This window comes from Microbacterium sp. NPDC058389, from assembly GCF_042722305.1.
Classification (GTDB): Bacteria; Actinomycetota; Actinomycetes; order Actinomycetales; family Microbacteriaceae; genus Microbacterium.
Window position 1 is genome coordinate 12,200 of sequence record NZ_JBHXJQ010000026.1, and the last position, 20,520, is coordinate 32,719.

General features: G+C 71.2%; 20 protein-coding genes and 1 tRNA gene. 9 read left to right on the top strand and 12 right to left on the bottom strand.

Annotated features, from left to right (window positions below; translation table 11 throughout):
* Positions 1-30: 30 nt before the first annotated feature.
* Genes ACFWJ8_RS20525 through ACFWJ8_RS20540 form a run of 4 tightly spaced genes read right to left on the bottom strand, consistent with a single transcriptional unit; the run spans position 31 to position 5,184 of the window.
* Positions 31-843 (bottom strand): bifunctional allantoicase/(S)-ureidoglycine aminohydrolase, encoded by an 813-nt coding sequence (locus ACFWJ8_RS20525; protein WP_378815051.1) that lies wholly within the window; start codon positions 841-843, stop codon positions 31-33.
* Positions 840-2,129 carry a DUF6986 family protein gene (locus ACFWJ8_RS20530; protein WP_378815053.1) on the bottom strand — a complete coding sequence of 430 codons (1,290 nt, stop codon included), beginning with the start codon at positions 2,127-2,129 and terminating at the stop codon, positions 840-842. Before ACFWJ8_RS20530 ends, ACFWJ8_RS20525 begins: the two co-directional genes overlap by 4 nt.
* Positions 2,126-3,730, bottom strand: coding sequence for a malate synthase A (gene aceB / locus ACFWJ8_RS20535; protein ID WP_378815054.1), 1,605 nt, complete (start codon positions 3,728-3,730; stop codon positions 2,126-2,128). The genes ACFWJ8_RS20530 and aceB overlap by 4 nt, the downstream gene beginning before the upstream one ends.
* Positions 3,731-3,756: 26 nt before the next feature.
* A complete protein-coding gene (locus ACFWJ8_RS20540) occupies positions 3,757-5,184 on the bottom strand; it encodes an NAD-dependent malic enzyme (RefSeq protein ID WP_378815055.1) in 1,428 nt (475 codons plus the stop codon).
* A 188-nt stretch (positions 5,185-5,372) separates the two neighbouring features.
* Between ACFWJ8_RS20540 and ACFWJ8_RS20545 the strand changes: the two genes are divergently transcribed.
* On the top strand, positions 5,373-6,131 hold the full coding sequence (locus ACFWJ8_RS20545) for an IclR family transcriptional regulator (RefSeq protein WP_378815057.1): 759 nt from the start codon (positions 5,373-5,375) through the stop codon (positions 6,129-6,131).
* 21 nt (positions 6,132-6,152) lie between these two features.
* Here ACFWJ8_RS20545 and ACFWJ8_RS20550 read toward each other — a convergent pair whose 3' ends face one another.
* Positions 6,153-7,118, bottom strand: a complete 966-nt coding sequence (locus ACFWJ8_RS20550; RefSeq protein WP_378815059.1) for a DMT family transporter — start codon at positions 7,116-7,118, stop codon at positions 6,153-6,155.
* Between the two features lie 73 nt (positions 7,119-7,191).
* On the opposite strand from ACFWJ8_RS20550, the gene ACFWJ8_RS20555 reads away from it, so the two are divergent.
* The 3 genes from ACFWJ8_RS20555 to ACFWJ8_RS20565 all read left to right on the top strand — a co-directional run bounded on the left by ACFWJ8_RS20555 (position 7,192) and on the right by ACFWJ8_RS20565 (position 9,363).
* Positions 7,192-7,854 carry a hypothetical protein gene (locus ACFWJ8_RS20555; RefSeq protein WP_378815060.1) on the top strand — a complete coding sequence of 221 codons (663 nt, stop codon included), beginning with the start codon at positions 7,192-7,194 and terminating at the stop codon, positions 7,852-7,854.
* A 47-nt stretch (positions 7,855-7,901) separates the two neighbouring features.
* Entirely contained in the window at positions 7,902-8,177 is a 276-nt protein-coding gene (locus ACFWJ8_RS20560) for a hypothetical protein (protein WP_378815062.1), read from the top strand.
* A 406-nt stretch (positions 8,178-8,583) separates the two neighbouring features.
* Positions 8,584-9,363 (top strand): CPBP family intramembrane glutamic endopeptidase, encoded by a 780-nt coding sequence (locus tag ACFWJ8_RS20565; RefSeq protein WP_378815064.1) that lies wholly within the window; start codon positions 8,584-8,586, stop codon positions 9,361-9,363.
* 97 nt (positions 9,364-9,460) lie between these two features.
* Here the strand turns inward: ACFWJ8_RS20565 and ACFWJ8_RS20570 are convergent.
* Both ACFWJ8_RS20570 and ACFWJ8_RS20575 read right to left on the bottom strand, forming a co-directional pair.
* A tRNA-Thr gene (locus ACFWJ8_RS20570) sits at positions 9,461-9,533 on the bottom strand.
* A 57-nt stretch (positions 9,534-9,590) separates the two neighbouring features.
* Entirely contained in the window at positions 9,591-10,541 is a 951-nt protein-coding gene (locus ACFWJ8_RS20575) for a DsbA family protein (RefSeq protein WP_378815066.1), read from the bottom strand.
* Between the two features lie 252 nt (positions 10,542-10,793).
* Here ACFWJ8_RS20575 and ACFWJ8_RS20580 point away from each other — a divergent pair, with 252 nt between their 5' ends.
* Together ACFWJ8_RS20580 and ACFWJ8_RS20585 are read left to right on the top strand one after the other, a co-directional pair.
* Entirely contained in the window at positions 10,794-11,897 is a 1,104-nt protein-coding gene (locus tag ACFWJ8_RS20580; protein ID WP_018172581.1) for a sn-glycerol-3-phosphate ABC transporter ATP-binding protein UgpC, read from the top strand.
* An 87-nt stretch (positions 11,898-11,984) separates the two neighbouring features.
* Complete coding sequence (locus ACFWJ8_RS20585) at positions 11,985-13,295, top strand: DUF4032 domain-containing protein (protein ID WP_378815068.1); 1,311 nt, start codon at positions 11,985-11,987, stop codon at positions 13,293-13,295.
* Between the two features lie 74 nt (positions 13,296-13,369).
* Here ACFWJ8_RS20585 and ACFWJ8_RS20590 read toward each other — a convergent pair whose 3' ends face one another.
* From ACFWJ8_RS20590 to cysS, 3 genes are read right to left on the bottom strand one after another with little or no spacing between them, the layout of a single operon-like run.
* Positions 13,370-14,014: an NAD(P)-dependent oxidoreductase gene (locus ACFWJ8_RS20590; protein WP_378815070.1), complete on the bottom strand. Its 645-nt coding sequence runs from the start codon at positions 14,012-14,014 to the stop codon at positions 13,370-13,372.
* Positions 14,015-14,039: 25 nt separating this feature from the next.
* Positions 14,040-15,044 (bottom strand): 23S rRNA (guanosine(2251)-2'-O)-methyltransferase RlmB, encoded by a 1,005-nt coding sequence (gene rlmB, locus ACFWJ8_RS20595; protein WP_378815072.1) that lies wholly within the window; start codon positions 15,042-15,044, stop codon positions 14,040-14,042.
* Positions 15,037-16,464: a cysteine--tRNA ligase gene (cysS, locus tag ACFWJ8_RS20600; protein WP_378815074.1), complete on the bottom strand. Its 1,428-nt coding sequence runs from the start codon at positions 16,462-16,464 to the stop codon at positions 15,037-15,039. Before cysS ends, rlmB begins: the two co-directional genes overlap by 8 nt.
* Positions 16,465-16,535: 71 nt before the next feature.
* Between cysS and ACFWJ8_RS20605 the strand changes: the two genes are divergently transcribed.
* Both ACFWJ8_RS20605 and ACFWJ8_RS20610 read left to right on the top strand, forming a co-directional pair.
* Entirely contained in the window at positions 16,536-17,465 is a 930-nt protein-coding gene (locus tag ACFWJ8_RS20605; protein WP_378815076.1) for a DMT family transporter, read from the top strand.
* Positions 17,466-17,518: 53 nt separating this feature from the next.
* Complete coding sequence (locus tag ACFWJ8_RS20610; RefSeq protein ID WP_378815078.1) at positions 17,519-17,986, top strand: GNAT family N-acetyltransferase; 468 nt, start codon at positions 17,519-17,521, stop codon at positions 17,984-17,986.
* Positions 17,987-17,990: 4 nt separating this feature from the next.
* On the opposite strand, the gene ispD is transcribed toward ACFWJ8_RS20610, so the two are convergent.
* The gene (gene ispD, locus ACFWJ8_RS20615; RefSeq protein WP_378815080.1) at positions 17,991-19,172 is read right to left on the bottom strand and encodes a 2-C-methyl-D-erythritol 4-phosphate cytidylyltransferase; all 1,182 of its coding nucleotides are present in this window, start codon (positions 19,170-19,172) and stop codon (positions 17,991-17,993) included.
* A gap of 88 nt (positions 19,173-19,260) precedes the next feature.
* Entirely contained in the window at positions 19,261-19,743 is a 483-nt protein-coding gene (locus tag ACFWJ8_RS20620) for a CarD family transcriptional regulator (protein ID WP_018172589.1), read from the bottom strand.
* Positions 19,744-19,902: 159 nt separating this feature from the next.
* Between ACFWJ8_RS20620 and ACFWJ8_RS20625 the strand changes: the two genes are divergently transcribed.
* Positions 19,903-20,370: a DNA modification methylase gene (locus ACFWJ8_RS20625; protein WP_378815082.1), complete on the top strand. Its 468-nt coding sequence runs from the start codon at positions 19,903-19,905 to the stop codon at positions 20,368-20,370.
* Positions 20,371-20,520: the final 150 nt, after the last annotated feature.

Below are 20,520 nucleotides of genomic sequence, written 5' to 3' on the forward strand. Positions count from 1 at the left end.
AAGGCGCCCGCCCGTTCGCTCCCCGCCGGATCAGGTGAGCCGGATCTGGCGGTTCATGTCCTTGTACAGGAGGTAGCGGAACGGCTCCGGCCCGCCCGCGTAGCAGGCCTGCGGGCAGAATGCGCGCAGCAGCATGTAGTCGCCCGCCTCGCACTCGACCCAGTCGTCGTTGAGCCGGTACACGGCCTTGCCCTGCAGCACGAACAGGCCGTGCTCCATGACGTGCGTCTCGGCGAACGGGATGGAGCCGCCGGGCTGGAACGTCACGATGTTGACCTGCATGTCGTGGGCCATGTCGCTTGCGTCCGAGAAGCGCGTGGTCGCCCACACCCCGTCGGTGTCGGGCATCGCGACCGGCTCGATGTCCTGGTCGCGCGTGACGAACGACGCCGGCGCCGGCACGCCTTCGAGCCACTCGTACGCCTTGCGGATCCAGTGGAAGCTCGTGAGCTCGGAGCCGCGATTGGCGAGCGACCACTCCGCGCCCGGCGCGAGGAAGGCGTAGCCGCCCGCGCCCAGTACGTGCTCCTCGCCCTCGAGCGTGAGCGTCAGCTCGCCGGCCGTGACGAACACCACGCCCTCGACGCCCGCCTCGGGCTCGGGCTTCGCGGCCCCGCCGCCCGGGGCGATCTCGACGATCAGCTGCGAGAACGTCGTCGCCGAGCTCGGCGTCGGCCGCGCCAGGATCCACGCCCGCGTGCCGGTGAAGCCCGGCAGGCTCGACGTGACGATGTCGCGCAGCACGCCCTTCGGGATGAAGGTGTACGCGAGCTTGACGACGGCGCGGTCGGTCAGCAGGTCGGACTGCGGCGGCAGGCCGCCCTGTGGGGTGTAGTAGCTCATGCGGGCTCCTCGGTCGTGACGGGTGTCGTGTCCAGTTTCGGATGGGCGAGCACGGTGAGCGCCGCGAGGTCGATGCCGGCGGCATCCCGGACCTCGGCCTCGGTCACCGCGCCGCAGGCGATGCCGCGCAGCACGAACGCGGCGAGCGCGCGCGCCGTCGCCGGCTCGTCCATCACCGCGCTCTCGACGCGGTGGACGTAGTTGCGCAGCCGCGTCGTCGCCGACGCGAGCCCCTCGCGGTAGAACTGCGTGTTCGCGACGAATCGCGGCACCAGCTGTGCCGGGTGCAGATCCCAGCCCTGGTAGTACCCGCGCTCCAGCGACCGGCGCGTGAGGCGCGCACTCAGCCGCCAGGCGGCGCGCACGGCATCGTCGTCGCCTACGGGGAGGATGTTGGTCGAGCCGTCCGACAGGCGCACGCCCGTCTGCGCGGCGGCGACCTGCATCACGTTCTTCGCGTGGTCGGCGGCCGGGTGCTCCATCGACTGGTACGCGGCCGCGATGCCGAGCGAGGCGCTGTAGTCGTACGTGCCGTAGTGCAGACCGCTCACGCGTCCCTCGGCGGCGTGGATGGCCGCGGCGAGCGGCGACGTGCCGTCGGGACCGAGGATGAGCTGCGGCGTCTCGACCTGCACCTCGAACCGCACACGGCCTCCGGGGAGCCCGTAGTGCTCCTCGAAGCGGTGGCAGATGTGCGCCATCGCCTCGACCTGCGCGACCGTCGTCACCTTCGGCAGCGTCAGCACCAGACCGTCGGGTAGCTCGCCGGCGTCCAGCAGCGTCGCGAGGAACAGATCGAGCGAGCGGATGCCGCGCGCCCGGGTCGGCTCCTCGAAGCACTTGAACCGGATGCCGATGTAGGCGGGCGCGACGCCCGCATCCACGGCGGCGAGGATCTGCGCGGCCGCGCGACGCACGTCGGCGTCCTCCGCCTCGTCGCCCCGATCGCCGTAGCCGTCCTCGAAGTCCAGGCGCAGGTCCTCGATGGGCTCGGTGCGGAGCTTGGCCCCGACGAGGGTCGCGACATCGGTGGCGAACTCCTCGGGCACGCCGAGCTCGCGCACGACCGCCGCCATGCCGCCCTGGGCCTCGACCGCGGCGAGCGCGGTCGCCCCCCACTCGGAAGGCAGCGCCGGCGTGTAGCGATCGGCCGGCACGTACACGGTGTGCACGGGCTGACGCGAGCCGTCGTCGCCGGGGAACCGCTCGGCCAGCATCCGGTCGGTCGCGGCGAGGAAGCGGTCGAGCTCGGCGAGATCGCCCGGTGCCAGCAGGCGCTCCGTCATCGCGCGACCACCAGGTCGTACGCCGGCGTCGTGAGGAAGTCGGTGTACTCCTCCGACAGGCAGATGTCGGCGACGAGGTCGGCGGCCGGGCGGTAGTAGCGCTCGAACTGGTCCGCGCCCACCTCGCCCTCCAAGCGTGCGGTCTCCTCCGCGAGGATGCGGCGCACGAGCTCGCGCGTCACCGTCTCGCCGCTGTCGGCCAGGACGACGCCGTTGCGGATCTGCTGCCACACCTGCGACCGCGAGATCTCGGCGGTGGCGGCATCCTCCATGAGGTTGTGGATGGCGACCGCGCCGTTGCCCGACAGCCACACCGCGATGTACGCGATCGCGACGTACAGGTTGGTGCGCAGGCCGGTCTCGGTGACCGCTCCGGGCGCCGACGCGACGTCGAGCAGCTGGCTGCCGGTCACCTCGACTTCGGGGCGCTGTCGGTCGAGCTGGTTCGGCCTGTCGCCGAGCACCGCGTCGAAGACGGCACGGCAGATCGGCACCAGGTCGGGGTGGGCCACCCATGAGCCGTCGAAGCCGTCGTCGGCCTCGCGCGTCTTGTCGGCGCGCACCTTCTCGAACGCGGCCTCCGTGACCTCGGGCTCGCGGCGGTTCGGGATGAACGCCGCCATGCCGCCCATCGCGAAGGCGCCACGACGGTGGCAGGTCTTCACGAGCAGCTCGGTGTAAGCGCGCATGAACGGCGCCGTCATCGACACGTCCGCGCGGTCGGGCAGCACGAACGACTCCCCCGCGTCGCGGAAGTACTTCACGATGCTGAACAGGTAGTCCCAGCGACCGGCGTTCAGGCCCGCCGCGTGGTCACGCAGCTCGTAGAGGATCTCGTCCATCTCGAACGCGGCCGGGATCGTCTCGATGAGGACCGTCGCACGGATCGTCCCCTGGGGGATTCCGATCGCGTCCTGCGCGAACACGAACACGTCGTTCCACAGCCGCGCCTCGAGGTGACTCTCGGTCTTGGGCAGGTAGTAGTACGGTCCCTGCCCGTTCTCCAGGAGCTGCTTCGCGGTGTGGAAGAAGTGCAGGCCGAAGTCGACGAACGCGCCGACGGCGTCACGGCCGTTCACCTCGACGTGCTTCTCGTCCATGTGCCAGCCGCGCGGACGCGCCACCACGACGGCGAGCGGAGCATCCTCGCGCAGCGCGTAGACCTTGCCCTCGGGAGACGTGTACGCCAGCGTGCCGCGCGCGGCGTCGCGCAGCGTGAGCAGCGCGTCCACCACGTTGAACCACGTCGGCGTCGACGCGTCCTCGAGGTCCGCGAGCCACACCTTGGCGCCGGAGTTGAGGGCGTTGATCGCCATCTTGGCGGGCGATGCCGGGCCGGTGATCTCGACGCGACGGTCCTGCAGGGCCGCCGGCGCCGGCGCGACCGTCCAGTCCCCGGCGCGCACGCCGGCGGTCTCGGGCAGGAAGTCGAGCGTGCCCGTGCGGGCGACCTCGTCGCGCCGCACGCGACGGGCGGCCAAGAGCTCGTCGCGGCGGGCGGCGAACCTGTCGTGCAGCTGCTCGACGAACGCGAGCGCCTCGGGCGTGAGGATCTCGCCGGCGCGCTCGGGCGCCTCTGCGGAACGGATGACGATGGACATGGGGGGCTCCTCTCAGGGGCGGGTCATCAGGCGGCGGAGCGCGCGAGGTCGCGCTGCTCGGCGGCCTCGGCATCCGCGTGCGCGGCGGCGGCCACGGCGGCGGCGACGTCGCCCGCCACCAGCGGGTCGAAGACGCTCGGGATGATGTAGCTGGCGTGCAGCTCGTCGTCCGACACGCGCCGGGCGATGGCGTCGGCCGCCGCGACGAGCATGGCCGGCGTGATGTCGACGGCATGGGCATCGAGCAGGCCGCGGAAGAACCCGGGGAACGCCAGCACGTTGTTGATCTGGTTCGGGAAGTCGCTGCGCCCAGTGGCGACGACGGCGGCGTGGCGCGTCGCCAGGACGGGATCGATCTCGGGGTCGGGGTTGGCCATGGCGAACACGATCGCATCGGCGGCCATGCTGCGGACCTCGGCCTCGCCGATGACGTTCGGCGCCGAGACGCCGATGAAGACGTCCGCGCCGACGAGGGCGTCGGCGAGGCTGCCCGTGACGCCGTGAGCGTTGGTGTTCGCCGCGAGCCAGCGGCGGTGCTCGTCGTCATACTGCTCGCCGGCGTGGATGATGCCCGAGCGACCGGCCGCGACGATGTGCTCCGCGCCCTCCGCCTTGAGAAGCTGGATGATGGCGGAGCCGGCCGCGCCGACCCCCGACACGACGATGCGCGCGTCGGCGAGCCGCTTGCCGACGACGCGCAGCGCGTTCTGCAGCGCGGCGAGCGTCACGATGGCGGTGCCGTGCTGGTCGTCGTGGAAGACGGGGATGTCGAGCTCCTCGCGCAGACGGGCCTCGATCTCGAAGCAGCGCGGCGCCGCGATGTCTTCGAGGTTGACACCGCCGTAGACGGGGGCGATCGCCTTCACGATCTTGACGATCTCGTCGGTGTCCTGCGTGTCGAGGCAGACGGGCCAGGCGTCGACGTCGGCGAACTGCTTGAACAGCGCGGCCTTGCCCTCCATGACCGGCAGCGCGGCGGCCGGGCCGATGTTGCCGAGGCCGAGGACCGCCGAGCCGTCGGTGACGACGGCGATCGTGTTGCGCTTGACGGTGAGGTTGCGGGCGTCCTCAGGGCGTTCGGCGATCGCCAGGCACACGCGGGCGACGCCCGGCGTGTAGGCGCGCGACAGGTCGTCGCGGTTTCGCAGCGGCACCTTCGGCACGATCTCCAGCTTGCCACCGAGGTGCATCAGGAAGGTGCGGTCGCTCGTGTGCAGCACCGCCACGTCGGCGAGGGCGCCGAGCGCCTCCTGCACCTGTGCACCGTGGTCCGCGTTCGTGGTGTTGCACGTGACGTCGACGATGAGGGCGTCCGGACGCGACTCGACGACGTCGAGCGCGGTGACGGCGGCGCCCACGCGGCCGACGGCGGCGGCCAGTTCGGCGGTGGAGCTGACGCTCGCGGGGGCCTGCACGCGCAGCGTGATCGAGTAGCCGGGGCTGGGGTTCGCCATTGATCCTCCTCGTTCGCTCGATCACTTCCGCGGATCGAGAACTTGTTTCCGTATTATGGATAGTAGTTTCTGGCAAGCGGAAAAGCAATCGTGAGAATCGGATGCCTCGCCCCCGCGTCGCACGTGCGGTGCGGCATCCCTCTTCCGTATCGTGGACTCAGCCCGCAATGGAGTGGAAAGGTGGCGACATGGCCGAGAAGGCGTCCGGAGGTGTGCAGTCCGTCGAGCGCGTGTTCGAGCTGCTCGAGCTGATCACCGACGCAGACGGTGAGGTCACGCTCAGCGAACTGGCCGCATCGACCGAGCTGCCGCTGCCGACGATCCACCGGCTGCTGCGCACGCTCGTGGGCATGGGGTACGTCCGGCAGCTGCCCAACCGCCGCTACGCGCTCGGCCCACGGCTCATCCGCCTCGGCGAGGGCGCCAGCAAGCAGCTCGGCGCGATCGCGCGCCCGCAGCTCGCCCGCCTCGTCGACGCGCTCGGCGAGACCGCGAACATGGCCGTGCTCGACTCCGACATGGTCGTGTACGTCGGTCAGGTGCCCTCCAAGCACTCGATGCGCATGTTCACGGAGGTCGGCCGCCACGCGCACACGCACGCCACCGGCGTGGGCAAGGCGATCCTCGCGACCCTCGACGACGACGTTGTGCGCGGCATCGTCGGACGCGCAGGCATGCCGACGGCCACCCCGATGGCCATCGGCGACATCGACTCGCTGCTGGCCGAGCTCGCCCGCATCCGCGAGCGCGGCTACTCGATCGACGAGCAGGAGCAGGAGATCGGCGTGCGCTGCTTCGCGGTCGCCGTGCCCCACGCTCCGACCCCCACCGCCATCTCGGTGTCGGGTCCGGTGTCGCGCGTCGACGACGCCTTCGCGGAGCGCGCCATCCCGCTCCTCACGGACGCCGCCCACGTGCTGTCGAAGGAGCTCGGCGACGCCGCCTGAGCCCGGGAGGCCGTCGGCAGGTCAGCCGGCGCGGCGCCGCCGTCGCCACGGCACGGCCGCGACGATGACCGACAGGATCGCGAGCGACGACATCAGCAGCGACTGCCAGAGCGACGGCGCAGCCGCGGTCGGCCACGCTGCGTCGATCAGCACCGACGTGACGACCTGGCCCACGACGGTGCCGAGACCCAGCAGCAGCACGCCGGTGTAGGGCACCAGGGCGGCCGCGAGGAAGATGTAGGTCACGCCGATGACGCCCCCGACGTACAGCCACGGCTCGGTCGGGAAGGCGGTCGGCGGAGGCGCGACCGTCAGCGAGTGCACGAGCTCGGCGATCCCGAGCACGAGCGTGCCGCCGATGAAGTTCACGAGTGTCGCGGTCAGGGGTGTGCCGACCCGCTGACGCAGGCGGCCGTTGACCGCCGACTGCCACGCGATCCCGGCGCCGACGAGGAACGGCAGGACGATGAGCACCGGCGGCGCGTGCACGCCCCCGGCGAGCGAGACCGCCGCGGCGAGCATCGCGAGCGCTCCCCCGATGAGCCGTGCCGGGGTCACCGCGACGATGCCCGCAGGTCCGATGCCCGCCCGGTCCAGCAGCAGGCCGCTCACCGTCTGGCCCGCCACCACGCCGACCGTGAACAGCGCGACGCCGATGATGCCGACGGCGAGCGACTGCGTGGCCACCGAGAGTGCGCCGGCGACACCGCCGCACAGCATCCAGAACGGGATGCCGGCACGCCCGTCCTCGTCGCGACGCCGCAGACCCGCGACCAGCGCACTGAAGCCGCGGCGCCCCTGCGGGATGACGAGTGACAGCACGATGAGCACCGCGAGCCCGGAGCCGAACGAGATGACGGCGGCGGTGAAGCCGTCGCCGAGACGCGTGCCGAGCTGGCCGTTGATGCGCGCCTGGATGGCCGTGAGGATGCCGATGACGGCGGCTGCGCTGATCCCGATCCAGGCGGGGAGGCGGCGGGCGGTCACCGGTCAATCATGCCCTGCTCCGGCCCGGCTCCCTGCCGCCCCGGCGCCGGTGACGCGGGAGTTACCCTGGAACGTGCCCGTCTCGTCGCGAACCCGAACACTGCTCACGTGGCTTCCCGCCACGGTGCTCGTGCTGATCATCGCGGGCGTCGTCGTCGCGTCCCTCGCGATCCAGGGATCGTGGTGGGCGCAGGACCGCCCGGCTGCCTCCGACGACCAGCGCGCGTCGGACGGGTCGACCATGCTCACCGACACCGGTTTCGATTACGTCAACGTCTCGGGCACGTTCAAGGTGCGCATCGGCGACGGCGCGGTGTCCGCCGCCGGACTGGGCATGCCGCAGGACGGCGAGAAGAGCGCCGAGTTCCGCCGCCCGGTGCGCGCCGTGATCGCGGCGGACAAGGAGCTGTACGTGCTCGACGACATCTCGGGCCTGACCGCCACCACCGTCGACGGGGAGCTCGCGTCGGTCACGTTCGTCCCCGACGTCACGAGCAACTGGACGGGTGCGCTGGACTACCTGCGCGCGCTGGCCCCGGATCTCGGATGGGATGCCGCACAGCTCGATCCGCTGACCGAGCAGCTCGGCGAGTTCAACCGCTCGGGCGAAGGCGAGACCTTCACTGCGCAGATCGGCCCGTCGGAGGGCGGCCCCGCCAAGATCACCGGCGACATCCTGTTCGACCGCGCGAGCGGTGCCACACCGGTGACGATCACGTTCGAGCCTGCGGGCTGAACGCGCGGCGGCCGGGTCCGGCCGGCGACGCTCCGTAGAGTGGACGCATGCTGATCGGCCGCATCCGTCCCGTCGAGACCCGCACGTTCGAGGTGCAGGGAGAATCGCTCGCGGCGCTCCGCGCCGCCGTGGACGCGCAGCTGCCCGACGGATGGGTGGTCACGGACGTGCCGGCGGCCATGCCGAAGGGCTCGCAGCTGCTGACCTCGACCGCCACGATCGCCCGCCGCGACGGCGTCGAGCAGATCGAGGCCGACGACCTGCCGGCGCTCGAGGCGAAGGTGCCCGAGGGCTGGCAGCTGCTGGGCGTCTTCGAGGTCTGAGCGGCACGCGGAGGCCGGGCTGAGCGCCCCGCCGGTGGAAGGCTTCGTAGCCGGCGCCGTTCACGTGGTGCGCGGACGCGTGCCGCTTCGCGAAGGGATGTCCGTCGGCTTCGCGCTCCGGACCGGATCCTCCTCGCCGGCTCGCGCCTGGGGCTGCGCGCTGGGCACGTACGCGTGCCAGTGCATGCTCGTCGAGTTCGCCCACCGCTTGTCACGTGCGGCCCGCTGCTGTTCGGGTGTCGGATCGTTCGGTGGATGATGCCTGTTCATCTTCGGACCGTACGCGTCGGACATGTGTGCCCTCACAGGTCCGCGGGCCGCAGCACGACGAGACGCCCGTGCTCGCGTGCAGCGGAGGGGCGTTCGTGTCGTCGCCGCGCCGAGGCGGCCCAGTACCCTGCTGAGGGTGACGACGAACCCGCAATATGCTCCCCGGATCGCCCCGCGCGTCTGGCTCGGCGTGCTCGGCTACCTCATCTACCTCGCCGCGTTCTTCACCGTCTGGATCCTCAACGGCATCGACTACCTCCACATCGGCGATGACGAGAGCACGTTGTGGCGTTGGTACGTCGCGCCCTTGGCGGTCGGTTCCGTCGCGATCGTCGCGATCGTCTCGTTCTACGGCTGGTGGCGACCCGCTCTCTTCGAGGACGGGAACAGAGTGTCGCCCAAGGTGTGGATCCTGCCAGGGCTTCTGGCCGCTGCCGCCGTCGCCAACCTGATCTTCGGCGACACGTCACACCTCACCGGGGGGATGTGGGTGCTCCTGACGATCGGGAGCCTCCTCGTCGGCTTCAACGAGGAGCTGGTGACGCGAGGGCAACTCATCGTGGCGCTGCGGAGCCGGTTCGGCGAACGCGGCGTCTGGTTCTTCAGCACCCTGCTGTTCGCTCTCCTCCATCTCCCGAACACGCTGTTCGGCACCGGGCCCGTCGGTCTCCTGCAAGTGCTGTTCACGTTCCTGGCGGGAAGCGTGTTCTACCTCACCCGTCGGGCAGGAGGAACCCTGATCTTCGCCATGCTGCTCCACGCGCTCTGGGACTTCTCGACCTTCGCCGCCATCACCGCGATCACCGCCTACGCGCAGATCGGTGTCGGAGTCGCCGGCGTGATCGTCGCGCTCGTGGTCACCCGACGGTCCGGGCAGACGGCGACGAGCACGGGCGCCGGCACGGCGCGCACGTAGGCACCGGGGCCGCGCTACGCAGCCCTCATGGGGTGAACCGAGACGCCCCCATGCTCCGCAAGGGAGAGTGGGGGCGTCTGATCTGGTGTGTCCTCGGTGCCGGCTACAGGACTTGAACCTGCAACCCCCGTATTACAAGTACGGTGCGCTACCAATTGCGCCAAGCCGGCAGAGCGCCCAGTCTAGCGGCGCCCGTTCGCACGCCCGTCACCGCGGGCGCGTGGGGATCACGGCGCCGGCGTGACCGTCGGGGTCGGGGTCGCCTTGTAGTACGAGTCGCTCGCGACGGTGAGGACGAACTGCGCGAACTCCTTGGGGTCGTCGATCTTGCCGACGTACTGCGTGCCGTTGACGAGGATCATGGGGGTCGCGGTCAGGGCGACGCCGCCCGAGTCGGGCAGCTCCTCGAGGGCCTGCTCGGTCGCGGTCTTGACCCACGACGTGTACGACTGCGACTCGATGCAGGTGCGCACGACCTTGGGGCCGTCGACACCCACGGCCTGCGCCAGATCGGCGAGCTCGGAGTCGCTCAGGCCGTCGGAGTCGACACCCGGCTGCTGCGTCAGCAGCGCGTTGTTGAACGCGAAGAAGTACTCCGGCGAGTTCTGCGCGACGCACGCTGCGGCCGCGGCGGCACGCAGCGAGTACTTCGTGCCGTTGGACTTGGCCGTGAGCATCGCCACCGGGTAGTACGTCAGCGTGGCGGCGCCGGTGTCGACCCACTTCGACAGCTGCTTGACGTTCGCGACCTGGAAGTCGCGCGAACCGCTGGACAGGTAGTCCACGTAGACGCGGATGTCGACGGCGGGCGCCTCGGTCGGGGTCGCGGTGGGCGTCGGCTCGGCTTCGGTCGCAGCCGCATCCCCGGTGGGCGCGGGGGTCGCCTCGGCGGAACCCGCACCGTTCTCGGCCGACGGCACACCGGTGCCGCTCACGCCGGTCACGACGAAGCCGCCGGAGACGTTCGACGGATCGGCCATCGGCTTGGTCGCGCTGGAGGACACCGTCCACGTCACGACGACCGCGACCGCCGCGATCACGGCGACACCCAGGGTCACCAGCGTCGTCCGGCGGATGGCTCGGGCGCGCGACTGGCGCGCCTTCACCTGCTGCGCCTTCTCGCGCACGGCGTCGCGGCGCTCGCTGGACGCGGCGTTCTGTGACTCGTCGCTCGACATGGAACCTCTCGGGGCGAAGACCGGCCCGCGGGCTGCGGGGCGGGGAATTGCGCGGGACCGCACGGGAAAGCGGCCGTCCACGATGCTAGTCAGCCACCCTGGGAAATGCCCAGACGCAACCTCCGTGCGCGGTGTGTCACGGCGCATGTCATACTGTTGCGAGCGCCCGACGTTGGGCGTGCGGGAAAGCCCCCGCTCATTCCATCACTACGGATCGTCCGGCACGTACCTGCCGGTGAAGGAGAAGAGAACATGGCGTCCGTCACCTTTGACAACGCAACCCGCCTGTACCCCGGGGGCACGCGCCCCGCGGTCGACAAGCTGAACCTCGAGGTCGCCGACGGCGAATTCCTGGTTCTCGTCGGCCCGTCGGGCTGTGGCAAGTCCACCTCGCTGCGCATGCTGGCCGGCCTCGAAGAGGTCAACTCGGGCCGCATCCTCATCGGCGACCGCGACGTCACGGACGTCCCGCCGAAGGACCGCGACATCGCGATGGTGTTCCAGAACTACGCGCTGTACCCGCACATGACCGTCGCCGAGAACATGGGCTTCGCTCTGAAGATCGCCGGCGTCGGCAAGGAGGAGCGCGCCGCTCGTGTCCTCGAGGCCGCCAAGCTCCTCGACCTCGAGGAGTACCTGACCCGCAAGCCGAAGGCTCTCTCGGGTGGTCAGCGTCAGCGTGTCGCCATGGGCCGCGCGATCGTCCGCCAGCCGCAGGTGTTCCTCATGGACGAGCCGCTGTCGAACCTCGACGCCAAGCTCCGCGTCCAGACCCGCACGCAGATCGCCTCGCTGCAGCGTCGCCTCGGCGTCACCACGGTCTACGTCACGCACGACCAGACCGAGGCGCTCACCATGGGCGACCGCATCGCGGTCCTCAAGGACGGCCTCCTGCAGCAGGTCGGCACCCCGCGCGACCTGTACGAGAAGCCGAACAACGTGTTCGTCGCCGGCTTCATCGGCTCCCCCGCCATGAACCTGTTCCCGGCGAGCATCGCCGAGGGCGGCGTGCAGTTCGGCGACACGGTCGTCGGCGTCGAGGCCGACACGCTCGGCAAGGCGCACGGCTCGGACGTCACCATCGGTGTGCGCCCCGAGGACATCCAGGTCGCCCCCGCCGACGGCAAGGGCCTCACGGTCACGGTCGACCTCGTCGAGGAGCTCGGCGCGGACGGCTACCTCTACGGCCACGCCGACGTCGACGGCAAGCGCACCGACATCGTCGCGCGCGTCGACGGCCGCCGTCACCCGAACGCGGGCGACAAGGTCACGCTGGCTCCGGTCCCCGGTCACGTGCACGTCTTCGACATCGAGTCGGGCGAGCGCCTCACCGACAAGGCCATCGCTTCGGCGTAAGCAGTTCCTTCGCGACGGCGCGGGCGGGAGTCACTCCCCCCGCGCCGTCGCGCTGTTCCCGCCGAACCTGACGACGAGGAGGGCGCGTTGTCCGACGCGTTGAGCATCACCGCAAGCAGCGTCGACCCCGGGCTGCTCACGCTGCCCTGGTCGACCCCGCTCGGCGAATGGCCGTCGAATCACATCGTCTTCCTCCCCAAGGGCATCTCGCGCCACCTGGTGCGCTTCGCGAACCTGTCGGGCCGGGTCGTCGCGATCAAGGAGACGACCGAGGCGATGGCGCGTCGCGAGTACGACATGCTCGGCAACCTCGCCCGTCTGGACGTCCCCTGCGTCGAGCGCGTCGCCGTCATCGCGGGACGGACGGATGCCGCCGGCAACGCGCTGCCGGCCGCCTTGGTCACGGCGCACCTGAAGTTCTCGCTCCCCTACCGCGCTCTGTTCACGCAGGTGCTGCGGCCCGACACCGCGACGCGCCTCGTCGACGCGCTCGCGCTGCTGCTGGTGCGGCTGCACAACGTGGGATTCTTCTGGGGCGACGTGTCGCTGTCGAACACGCTGTTCCGCCGCGACGCCGGCGCCTTCGCCGCGTACCTCGTCGACGCCGAGACCGGTGAGCTGCACGAGAGCGGCCTGACGCCCGGACAGCGCGCGCACGACCTCGACGTCGCACGCACCAACATCGCCGGCGAGATCATGGACCTCGAAGCCGGCGGCCGCCTGGAAGGCGGCGTCGACGCCATCGCGATCGCCGACGGCATCGTCTCGGCATACCACTCGCTGTGGGCCGCCCTCACGGACGAGGAGACGTTCCGCGCCGACGAGGCATGGCGTCTCACGCAGCGCGTGCAGCGCCTCAACGACCTGGGCTTCGACATCGGCGAGATGTCGATCCAGACGACCGCCGACGGCACCAAGGTGTCGATCCAGCCGAAGGTGGTGGATGCCGGGCACCACCAGCGTCGTCTGCTCCGCCTGACCGGCCTCGACGTCGAAGAGAACCAGGCCCGCCGGCTCCTCAATGACCTCGACGAGTTCCGGGTGCGCGTGTCACGCTTGGGCGACGACGAGGAGATGGCCGCGCACGAATGGCTGACCCGCGTGTTCGAGCCGGTGGTCAAGGCGATCCCGTGGGATCTGCGCGCCAAGCTGGAGCCCGCCGAGGTCTTCCACCAGCTCCTGGAGCACCGCTGGTACCTGTCCCAGGCGAAGGGCAAGTCGGTGCCTCTCGCCGAGGCCCTGTCGAGCTACATCGACAACGTGCTGCGCCACCGACGCGACGAGGCGACGCTCATGGGCCCGCCCACCGAGACGGTGTCGCTGCCGATCATCACCTCGCCGACGTCGGTCATCGACGACGACGAGGACGACGACATCGACTGGCGCGACCTCGTCTGACGCGGGAACCCGGCCGCCGGCATCCCACCCCACACCGTCTCGGCGCGCGGGCCCCGGCCGACCGGGACCGTGGATCAGTAGCCGACGGTGAAGCGGCCCCGCGGGTGCTGCGGGTGCTCGATCTCGTCGACGACGGCCACGGCGAGGTCGGCCCCCGAGATGAACGACTCACCCTCAGCGTCCGTGACGACCACGTCCCCGCCCTTGCGGTAGTCGCCGGTGCGCTCGCCCGGGTTCCAGACGCCGAAGCCGCCCGCCGGGTGGATGTAGAACCAGTCGGCCGCATCGGGCGAGAGCGCCTGCAGGTCTTCGAGGACGCCGATCGCCTCGAGCGCCTCGGGACGGTAGTCCGCCGCGAACGTCGGCAGATCGACCAGGCGCTCACCGCCCTCGGTGACGAGGCTGCCGCCGGCGCCGCCGATCACACCGATGCGCACGCCTTCGGGGAGCACCGAGACCAGGCTCGCGATGTTCGGGCGCACGAGGCCCGCCATGTCGCCGCGGGGCGCCACCGCCGAGACCACCACGTCGACGCCCTCGAGCTGCGCGAGCAGGCTCGGGACGTCGGTGAGCGACCCCTCGATGTAGACGGCGCCCGGCTGACGCTCGCTCGGCACGCGGCGCGCGATCGACAGCACGCTGTGGCCCCGGTTCACCGCCTCGGCGACGATGTGACGGCCGGCGTAGCCGGAGCCTCCGATGACGGCGATGCGAGCCATGTGTTGCCTTTCGTCGTGGGTGGGGTCAGGCGAGGTCTGCGCTGCGCAGCGACGAGACCTGGTAGAGCGCGACGGATGCCGCGATGCCGGCGTTCAGCGACTCGGTGGCCGACGAGATCGGGATCGACACGATCTGGTCGCACGTCTCGGTGACCAGGCGCGACAGCCCCTTGCCCTCGGAGCCGACGACGATCACGACGGGCCGGTCGGCCAGCTCGAGGGCGGGCAGCGACACGTCGCCGCCGCCGTCCAGGCCCAGCACGAACACGCCCTGCTTCTTGAATTCCTTGAGCGTCGTCGTGAGGTTGGGCGCGACGGCGACCGGGATGCGTGCCGCGGCGCCGGCGCTGGTCTTCCACGCGGCCGAGTTGACGCCCGCCGAGCGGCGCTGCGGCACGATCACGCCGTGCCCGCCGAACGCGGCGGTCGAGCGGATGATGGCGCCGAGGTTGCGCGGGTCGGTGATGCCGTCGAGGGCGATCAGCAGCGGCACCTGATCGCGGTCGATGATCTGCTCCAGCAGGTCCTGCGGGTGCGCGTACTCGTACGGCGGCACCTTGAGAGCGACGCCCTGGTGCACGCCGTCGAACCCGGCCATGCGGTCGAGCTCGGGACGCGTGACCTCGAGCACGGGGATCCCGCGGTGGCTCGCGATCGAGAGCATCTCCTTCACGCGGTCGTCCATCTCGACCCGCTGCGCGATGTAGAACGCCGTTGCCGGGATCTTCGCACGCAGCGCCTCGAGCACCGAGTTGCGCCCGGTGACCGTCTCGGTGTCGTCGCCGGCCTTCGCCTTGCCCGACCGGTTCGGGTTCGAGCCCTGGGGCCGCTGGCCGGGCTTGCCCTTGCCGCCCGCCGCGGCGTAGCGCTCGGCGGCCGCCTTGCGCTTGCCGGCGACGTGCCAGGCGCGGTCCTCGGCCTTGGGGGTCGGGCCGCGTCCTTCGAGGGACTTGCGACCGTTGCCGCCGGTGCCCTTCAGGGCGCCCTTCTTCTTGCTGTTGCCCGCGCCGGGGCGTGCTGGCTTAGCCATCGCTGTAACTCCAGTGTGTTCCGTCTGCTGAATCTTCGAGGGCGATGCCGGCCGCCGCGATCGCGTCGCGGATGCGGTCGGCCGCCGCCCAGTCCTTCGCCGCGCGCGCGTCGGCGCGCTGGGCGATCATGGTCGTGACAAGGGTGTCGAGAGCGGATGCCGCCACCGACGCGTCCGCCGTGCGCCACAGCGGATCCAGGGGGTCGATCCCCAGGATGCCGGTCATCACGGCGACGTCCGCGAACGCATGCAGCGCCCCCACCCGGTCGCCGGCGTCCAGCGCCGTGTTGCCGTCGCGCACCGTCTCGTGCAGCACCGCGAGCGCCTGCGGCACGCCGAGGTCGTCGTCGAGGGCTGCCGCGAAGCGCGCCGGGACGACGGCATCCACCGTCACGTCGTCGGTCTCGTCGCGCAGCGTGCGCACCGCGCGCTCGAGGAAGGTGCGGATGCGGTCGATCGCGGCCTCGGCCTCGTCGAAGGTCGACGCGGTGATGTCGAGGCTCGAGCGGTAGTGGGCCGCGGCGAGCGCGTAGCGCACGACGAGCGGGTCGCGTTCGCGGAGCACGTCGTCGGCGAGGATGAAGTTGAAGAGCGACTTCGACATCTTCTGCCCGGCGACGGTGACGAGGCCGTTGTGCACCCAGTAGCGCGCGAAGGCGTCGCCGGCCGCGGCGGACTGGGCCAGCTCGTTCTCGTGGTGAGGGAAGCGCAGGTCGAGTCCGCCGCCGTGGATGTCGAACTCGGCACCGAGGTAGCGCCGCGACATCGCGGAGCACTCGATGTGCCAGCCCGGCCGGCCGGCGCCCCACGGCGACTCCCAGCTCGCGGACTCGGGTTCGTCGGACTTGCCGCCCTTCCACAGCGCGAAGTCGCGCGGGTCGCGCTTGCCGCGCGGGTCGGCGTCGGCGGCGGGCTCCATGGCGTCCAGCGACTGGTTGGTGAGCGTCCCGTACGCGGGCCACGAGCGGACGTCGAAGTACACGTCGCCCGCGGCGTCGGAGTCGTGATCGGCGGGGTACGCGTGCCCGGCGTCGATGAGGCGCTGGATCAGCTCCTGCATCTGCGGGACGGATGCCGTCGCCCGCGGCTCGTACGTCGGCGCGAGGATCCCGATCGCGGTGTACGCGCGGGTGAACTCCTGCTCCATGCGGTACGCGAGCGCCCACCACGGCTCGCCGTCGGTGGCGTTGGCGAGCACCTTGTCGTCGATGTCGGTGACGTTGCGGACGAACGTGACGCGACCGTAGCGGTGGGCGAGCCAGCGGCGCAGGAGGTCGAAGCTCAGCGCGCCACGCAGGTGCCCGATGTGGGGTCCGGACTGGACGGTCGGCCCGCAGACGTAGATCGTGACGTTCCCGGGGTCGAGTGGCACGAAGTCGCGCAGGGCCTGCGCCTTGGTGTCATACAGCTGAACCGTCACTGCACCAGCCTACCGGCGCGCCCCTGGGAACCAGCGGGTCACGACGGCCGCGCGCCTGGTAGAACTTGACCGTGCTGCACGTCCTCGCCGTCCTCGCCGCCGCACTGCTGTTCGGAACCACCGGCACCTCGCAGGCGCTCGGCCCGGACGGCACCACTCCGCTGTCGATCGGCATCATGCGGATGGTGATCGGTGGGACGGGGCTCGCCGTGTTCGCGTTCGCCCTCGCCGCCCGGCACGCCCGTCGCAGCGCCGGCACGCCCCGCCCGCGGCTGACGGTGCGGCCGCTGCTGCTCATGATCCTGACGGGCGCGTGCCTGGCGCTGTATCAGCCGCTGTTCTTCCTCGGCACGGCGCGCAACGGCGTCGCCGTGGGCACCGTCGTCGCCCTCGGCTCCGCGCCGATCCTCGCGGGGCTGCTGGAGTGGGCCCTGACGCGGCGGATGCCGAGCGCGACGTGGATGGGCGCGACTGCGCTCGCGACCGTCGGCGTCGTGCTGCTGGGCTTCGGCGGCGAAGCCGGCGCCGCAGGCGGCACCGACCCGCTCGGTCTCGTGGGCTCGGTCGGGGCGGGCGCGTCGTTCGCGGTCATCGCGAACGCGCAGCGCCGCCTGCTCGACGACGGGTGGGACCCGTTCACGGTCGTCGGCGCGATGGGCGCCAGTGCGGCCGTGCTGTGCGCGTTCGCCGTTCCGTTCGTGGATCTCGCGTGGCTCGGCACACCGAGCGGGCTGACGATGGCACTGTGGCTCGGCCTCGGCACGATCGCGATCGCCTACGTCATGTTCACCTGGGGCCTCAGCGGCCTGACGGCGTCGACGGCCGCGACCCTCACGCTCGGCGAGCCGCTGACCGCCAGCATCCTGGGCATCACCGTGCTCGACGAGAGATTGTCGGCGCTCGCGATCGTCGGCCTCGTGGTGCTCGCCGCGGGACTCGCGCTCCTCGCGTGGGGCTCGCGGGCACCGCGCGACCCCGAGCCGTTCGCCGTGGAGGCATGAGCCGCCTGGCGCGAAACACCGCCGCAATGCGCGCGTGCCACACTGGGCGCGACATGCAGAGCACCATCGAGATCCGCCCTGACGACCTGACCGACGACGCGGCACGCGGTCTGATCGCCTTCCACCTGACGGCGCTCGTCGGCACCGCGCCGCCCGAGAGCATCCATGCGCTCGGTGTCGACGCCCTCCGGCAGCCGTCCATCACGGTCTGGTCGGCGTGGGTCGACGGCAGCATCGCCGGCATCGGCGCCCTGCGCGAACTCGACGCCGAGCGGGGCGAGATCAAGTCCATGCGTGTGGCGGACGGCTTCCGCGGCGCCGGCGTGGGCCGGGCGATCCTCGACCACATCGTCAGCGCCGCGCGCGAACGCGGCATGACGGGCCTGTGGCTGGAGACCGGGACGACCGAGGACTTCGCCGCCGCCCACCGGCTGTACGCGAGCGCCGGCTTCGTCGACTGCGGACCGTTCGGCAGCTACCTGCCCGACCCGCACTCCGTGTTCATGACCCTCGCGCTCTGACCCGTCAGACGGGCACGACGAGCGCCACCGCGTAGGCCGAGACGCCCTCGCCCCGGCCCGTGAAGCCCAGGCCGTCGGTCGTCGTGGCCGACACCGACACGGGGGCTCCGCCGAGCGCGTCCGACAGCGCGCGTTCGGCCTCGGCCCGCCGCGCCGCGAAGCGCGGACGATTCGCCTGCACCTGGACCGACACGTTGCCCACGCGCCACCCGGCCTCCCGCAGGATCGTCGCCGTGCGGCCGAGGAACGCGTCGGCGTGGGCGCCGGCGTACTGGGGCTGATCCGTGCCGAAGTGCGTGCCGATGTCGCCGAGCCCGGCTGCGGCGAGCAGGGCGTCGACGATCGCGTGGGCGACGGCATCCCCGTCGGAATGCCCCGACAGCGCCTGCTCCCCTCCCCATTCGAGTCCCGCGAGCCACAGCGCGCCGTCGCCGCCGAACGCGTGAACGTCCGTCCCGACCCCGATGCGCGGTGGTGCGGCGGCCACGGCCGGCACGGCCACGACGAGATGCCGGGCGCGGTCGAGATCGGCGGCGGTCGTGATCTTGAAGGCGAGGGGATGCCCCGGCACGGCCGACACCGTGTGCCCGGCCTCCGCCACCAGCGCCGCGTCGTCGGTGAAGTCCTGCATCGCCGCGGCGTATGCCGCGGCGAGTACGTCTCGGCGGAAGCCTTGCGGCGTCTGCGCCGACGCGAGCTCGGAGCGGTCGACGACGCCGACGATCTCGTCGCCCGCCACCCGCTTGATCGTGTCGACCACGGGCAGCACCGGGATGGCCCCCGCGGCCCCCGCTTCGACGGCCGCGATCACCCGCGCGAACACCTCGGGCGGGGTCAGGGCACGGGCGGCGTCGTGGACCAGCACAACCTCGACATCCCCCCACAGCGCCGCGAGGCCTGCCGACACCGATTCCTGTCGCGTGGCGCCCCCGGTCACGACGGTCACGAGGTCGGCGCGATCGCCCGCGGCCGCCAGCGCCTCCGTCCGGGCGTCGCCCTCGCGCCCATCGGGCGCGACGATCACCACCTGCGCCGTGGGGGCCGAGAAGACGCCGTCGAGCGCGTGACGCAGGATGCTGTGCCGGTCGATCCCGACGAACGCCTTGGGCCCGCCCGCGCCGAGACGGGTGCCGGAACCGGCGGCCACGACGACGATGCCGACACGAGGGACGGGGAGGATGCTCACCCGTTCACGCTACCGCGAGCGGCGTCCGGGGCCGGCGTCCGGACACAGTGAAACGGCGCCCCCTGCCGGGGGCGCCGTTTCAGAAGTCTCAGCTTGCGAGGACCTCGTCGAGGATCACGCTGGCCTGCTCCTCGTCGGTCTTCTCGGCGAGCGCCAGCTCGGAGATGAGGATCTGCTTGGCCTTGGCCAGCATGCGCTTCTCACCTGCCGAGAGGCCGCGATCCTGGTCGCGGCGCCAGAGGTCGCGCACGACCTCGCTGACCTTGATGACGTCACCGGAGGCGAGCTTCTCCAGGTTGGCCTTGTACCGGCGTGACCAGTTCGTAGGCTCTTCCGTGAAGGGCGCACGCAGCACCTCGAAGACCCTGTCGAGGCCTTCCTTGCCGATGACGTCGCGAACCCCGACAAGGTCGACGTTCTCTGCGGGTACTTCGATGATGAGATCACCCTGCGTGACGTTGAGCTTCAGGTACTTCTTCGTCTCGCCCTTGATGATCCGGTCTTTGACCTCGATGATCGTTGCCGCCCCGTGGTGGGGGTAGACGACCGTCTCGCCAACCTCAAAAAGCATGGAGTTATGTCCTTTCGGCAACCTCCAGGATACCACAGGAGAAATACGCTAAGGTTCTCCGCCCTCGGGTCGGCGTCCGACTCCGGAGGGCCTCGTGCTCCGCGCGAGCCGGCGCGAACCCCTAGACTGGCGGGGTACCGAAACGTCCTGGGAGGATCTGTGAACCGCCGCCTCATCGCGTCGCTGGCCGTCGGGGCCGCGCTCGTGCTCACGACCACCGGCTGCAGCATGATCTCGCCGCAGGCGACGACGATCCCCTACTCGGCCGCCGAGGGCACCAACGTCCACGGTTCCGGCCCGCTCGAGGTGCGCAACGCGTTCATCGTGGCCAACGACGAGGGCACGGCAGGCAACTTCGTCGCCGCCATCGTCAACGACACCGAGAAGTCGCACACGCTGAACGTCGAGCTCGGCGAAGGCGGCCCGACCCTCGAGATCCGCGTGCCCGCGAACACCACCGTCAGCCTCGGATCCGACGAAGACGAGCCGCTGGAGATCGAGGACTTCGACGGACTCCCGGGCACCGACGTCACGGCGTTCTTTCAGTCCGGTGACGGCGACGGCGCGCTGGCCTCGATCCCGGTGCTCGACGGCTCGCTCGACTACCTGTCGGCGCTGGCCCCCTGATCCCCGGGGTGATGGGGCCGCAGACGGCGGCATCCCCCACCCGTGATGCACAGAAGCGGGGGCCGGGCGGGGCCGCGGGCCCCCTGGGGGGTTGAAGGACGCCGAACAGGGAACCCCCCCCCCGGGAGCACCGGTCAACGAGGGGGGGGC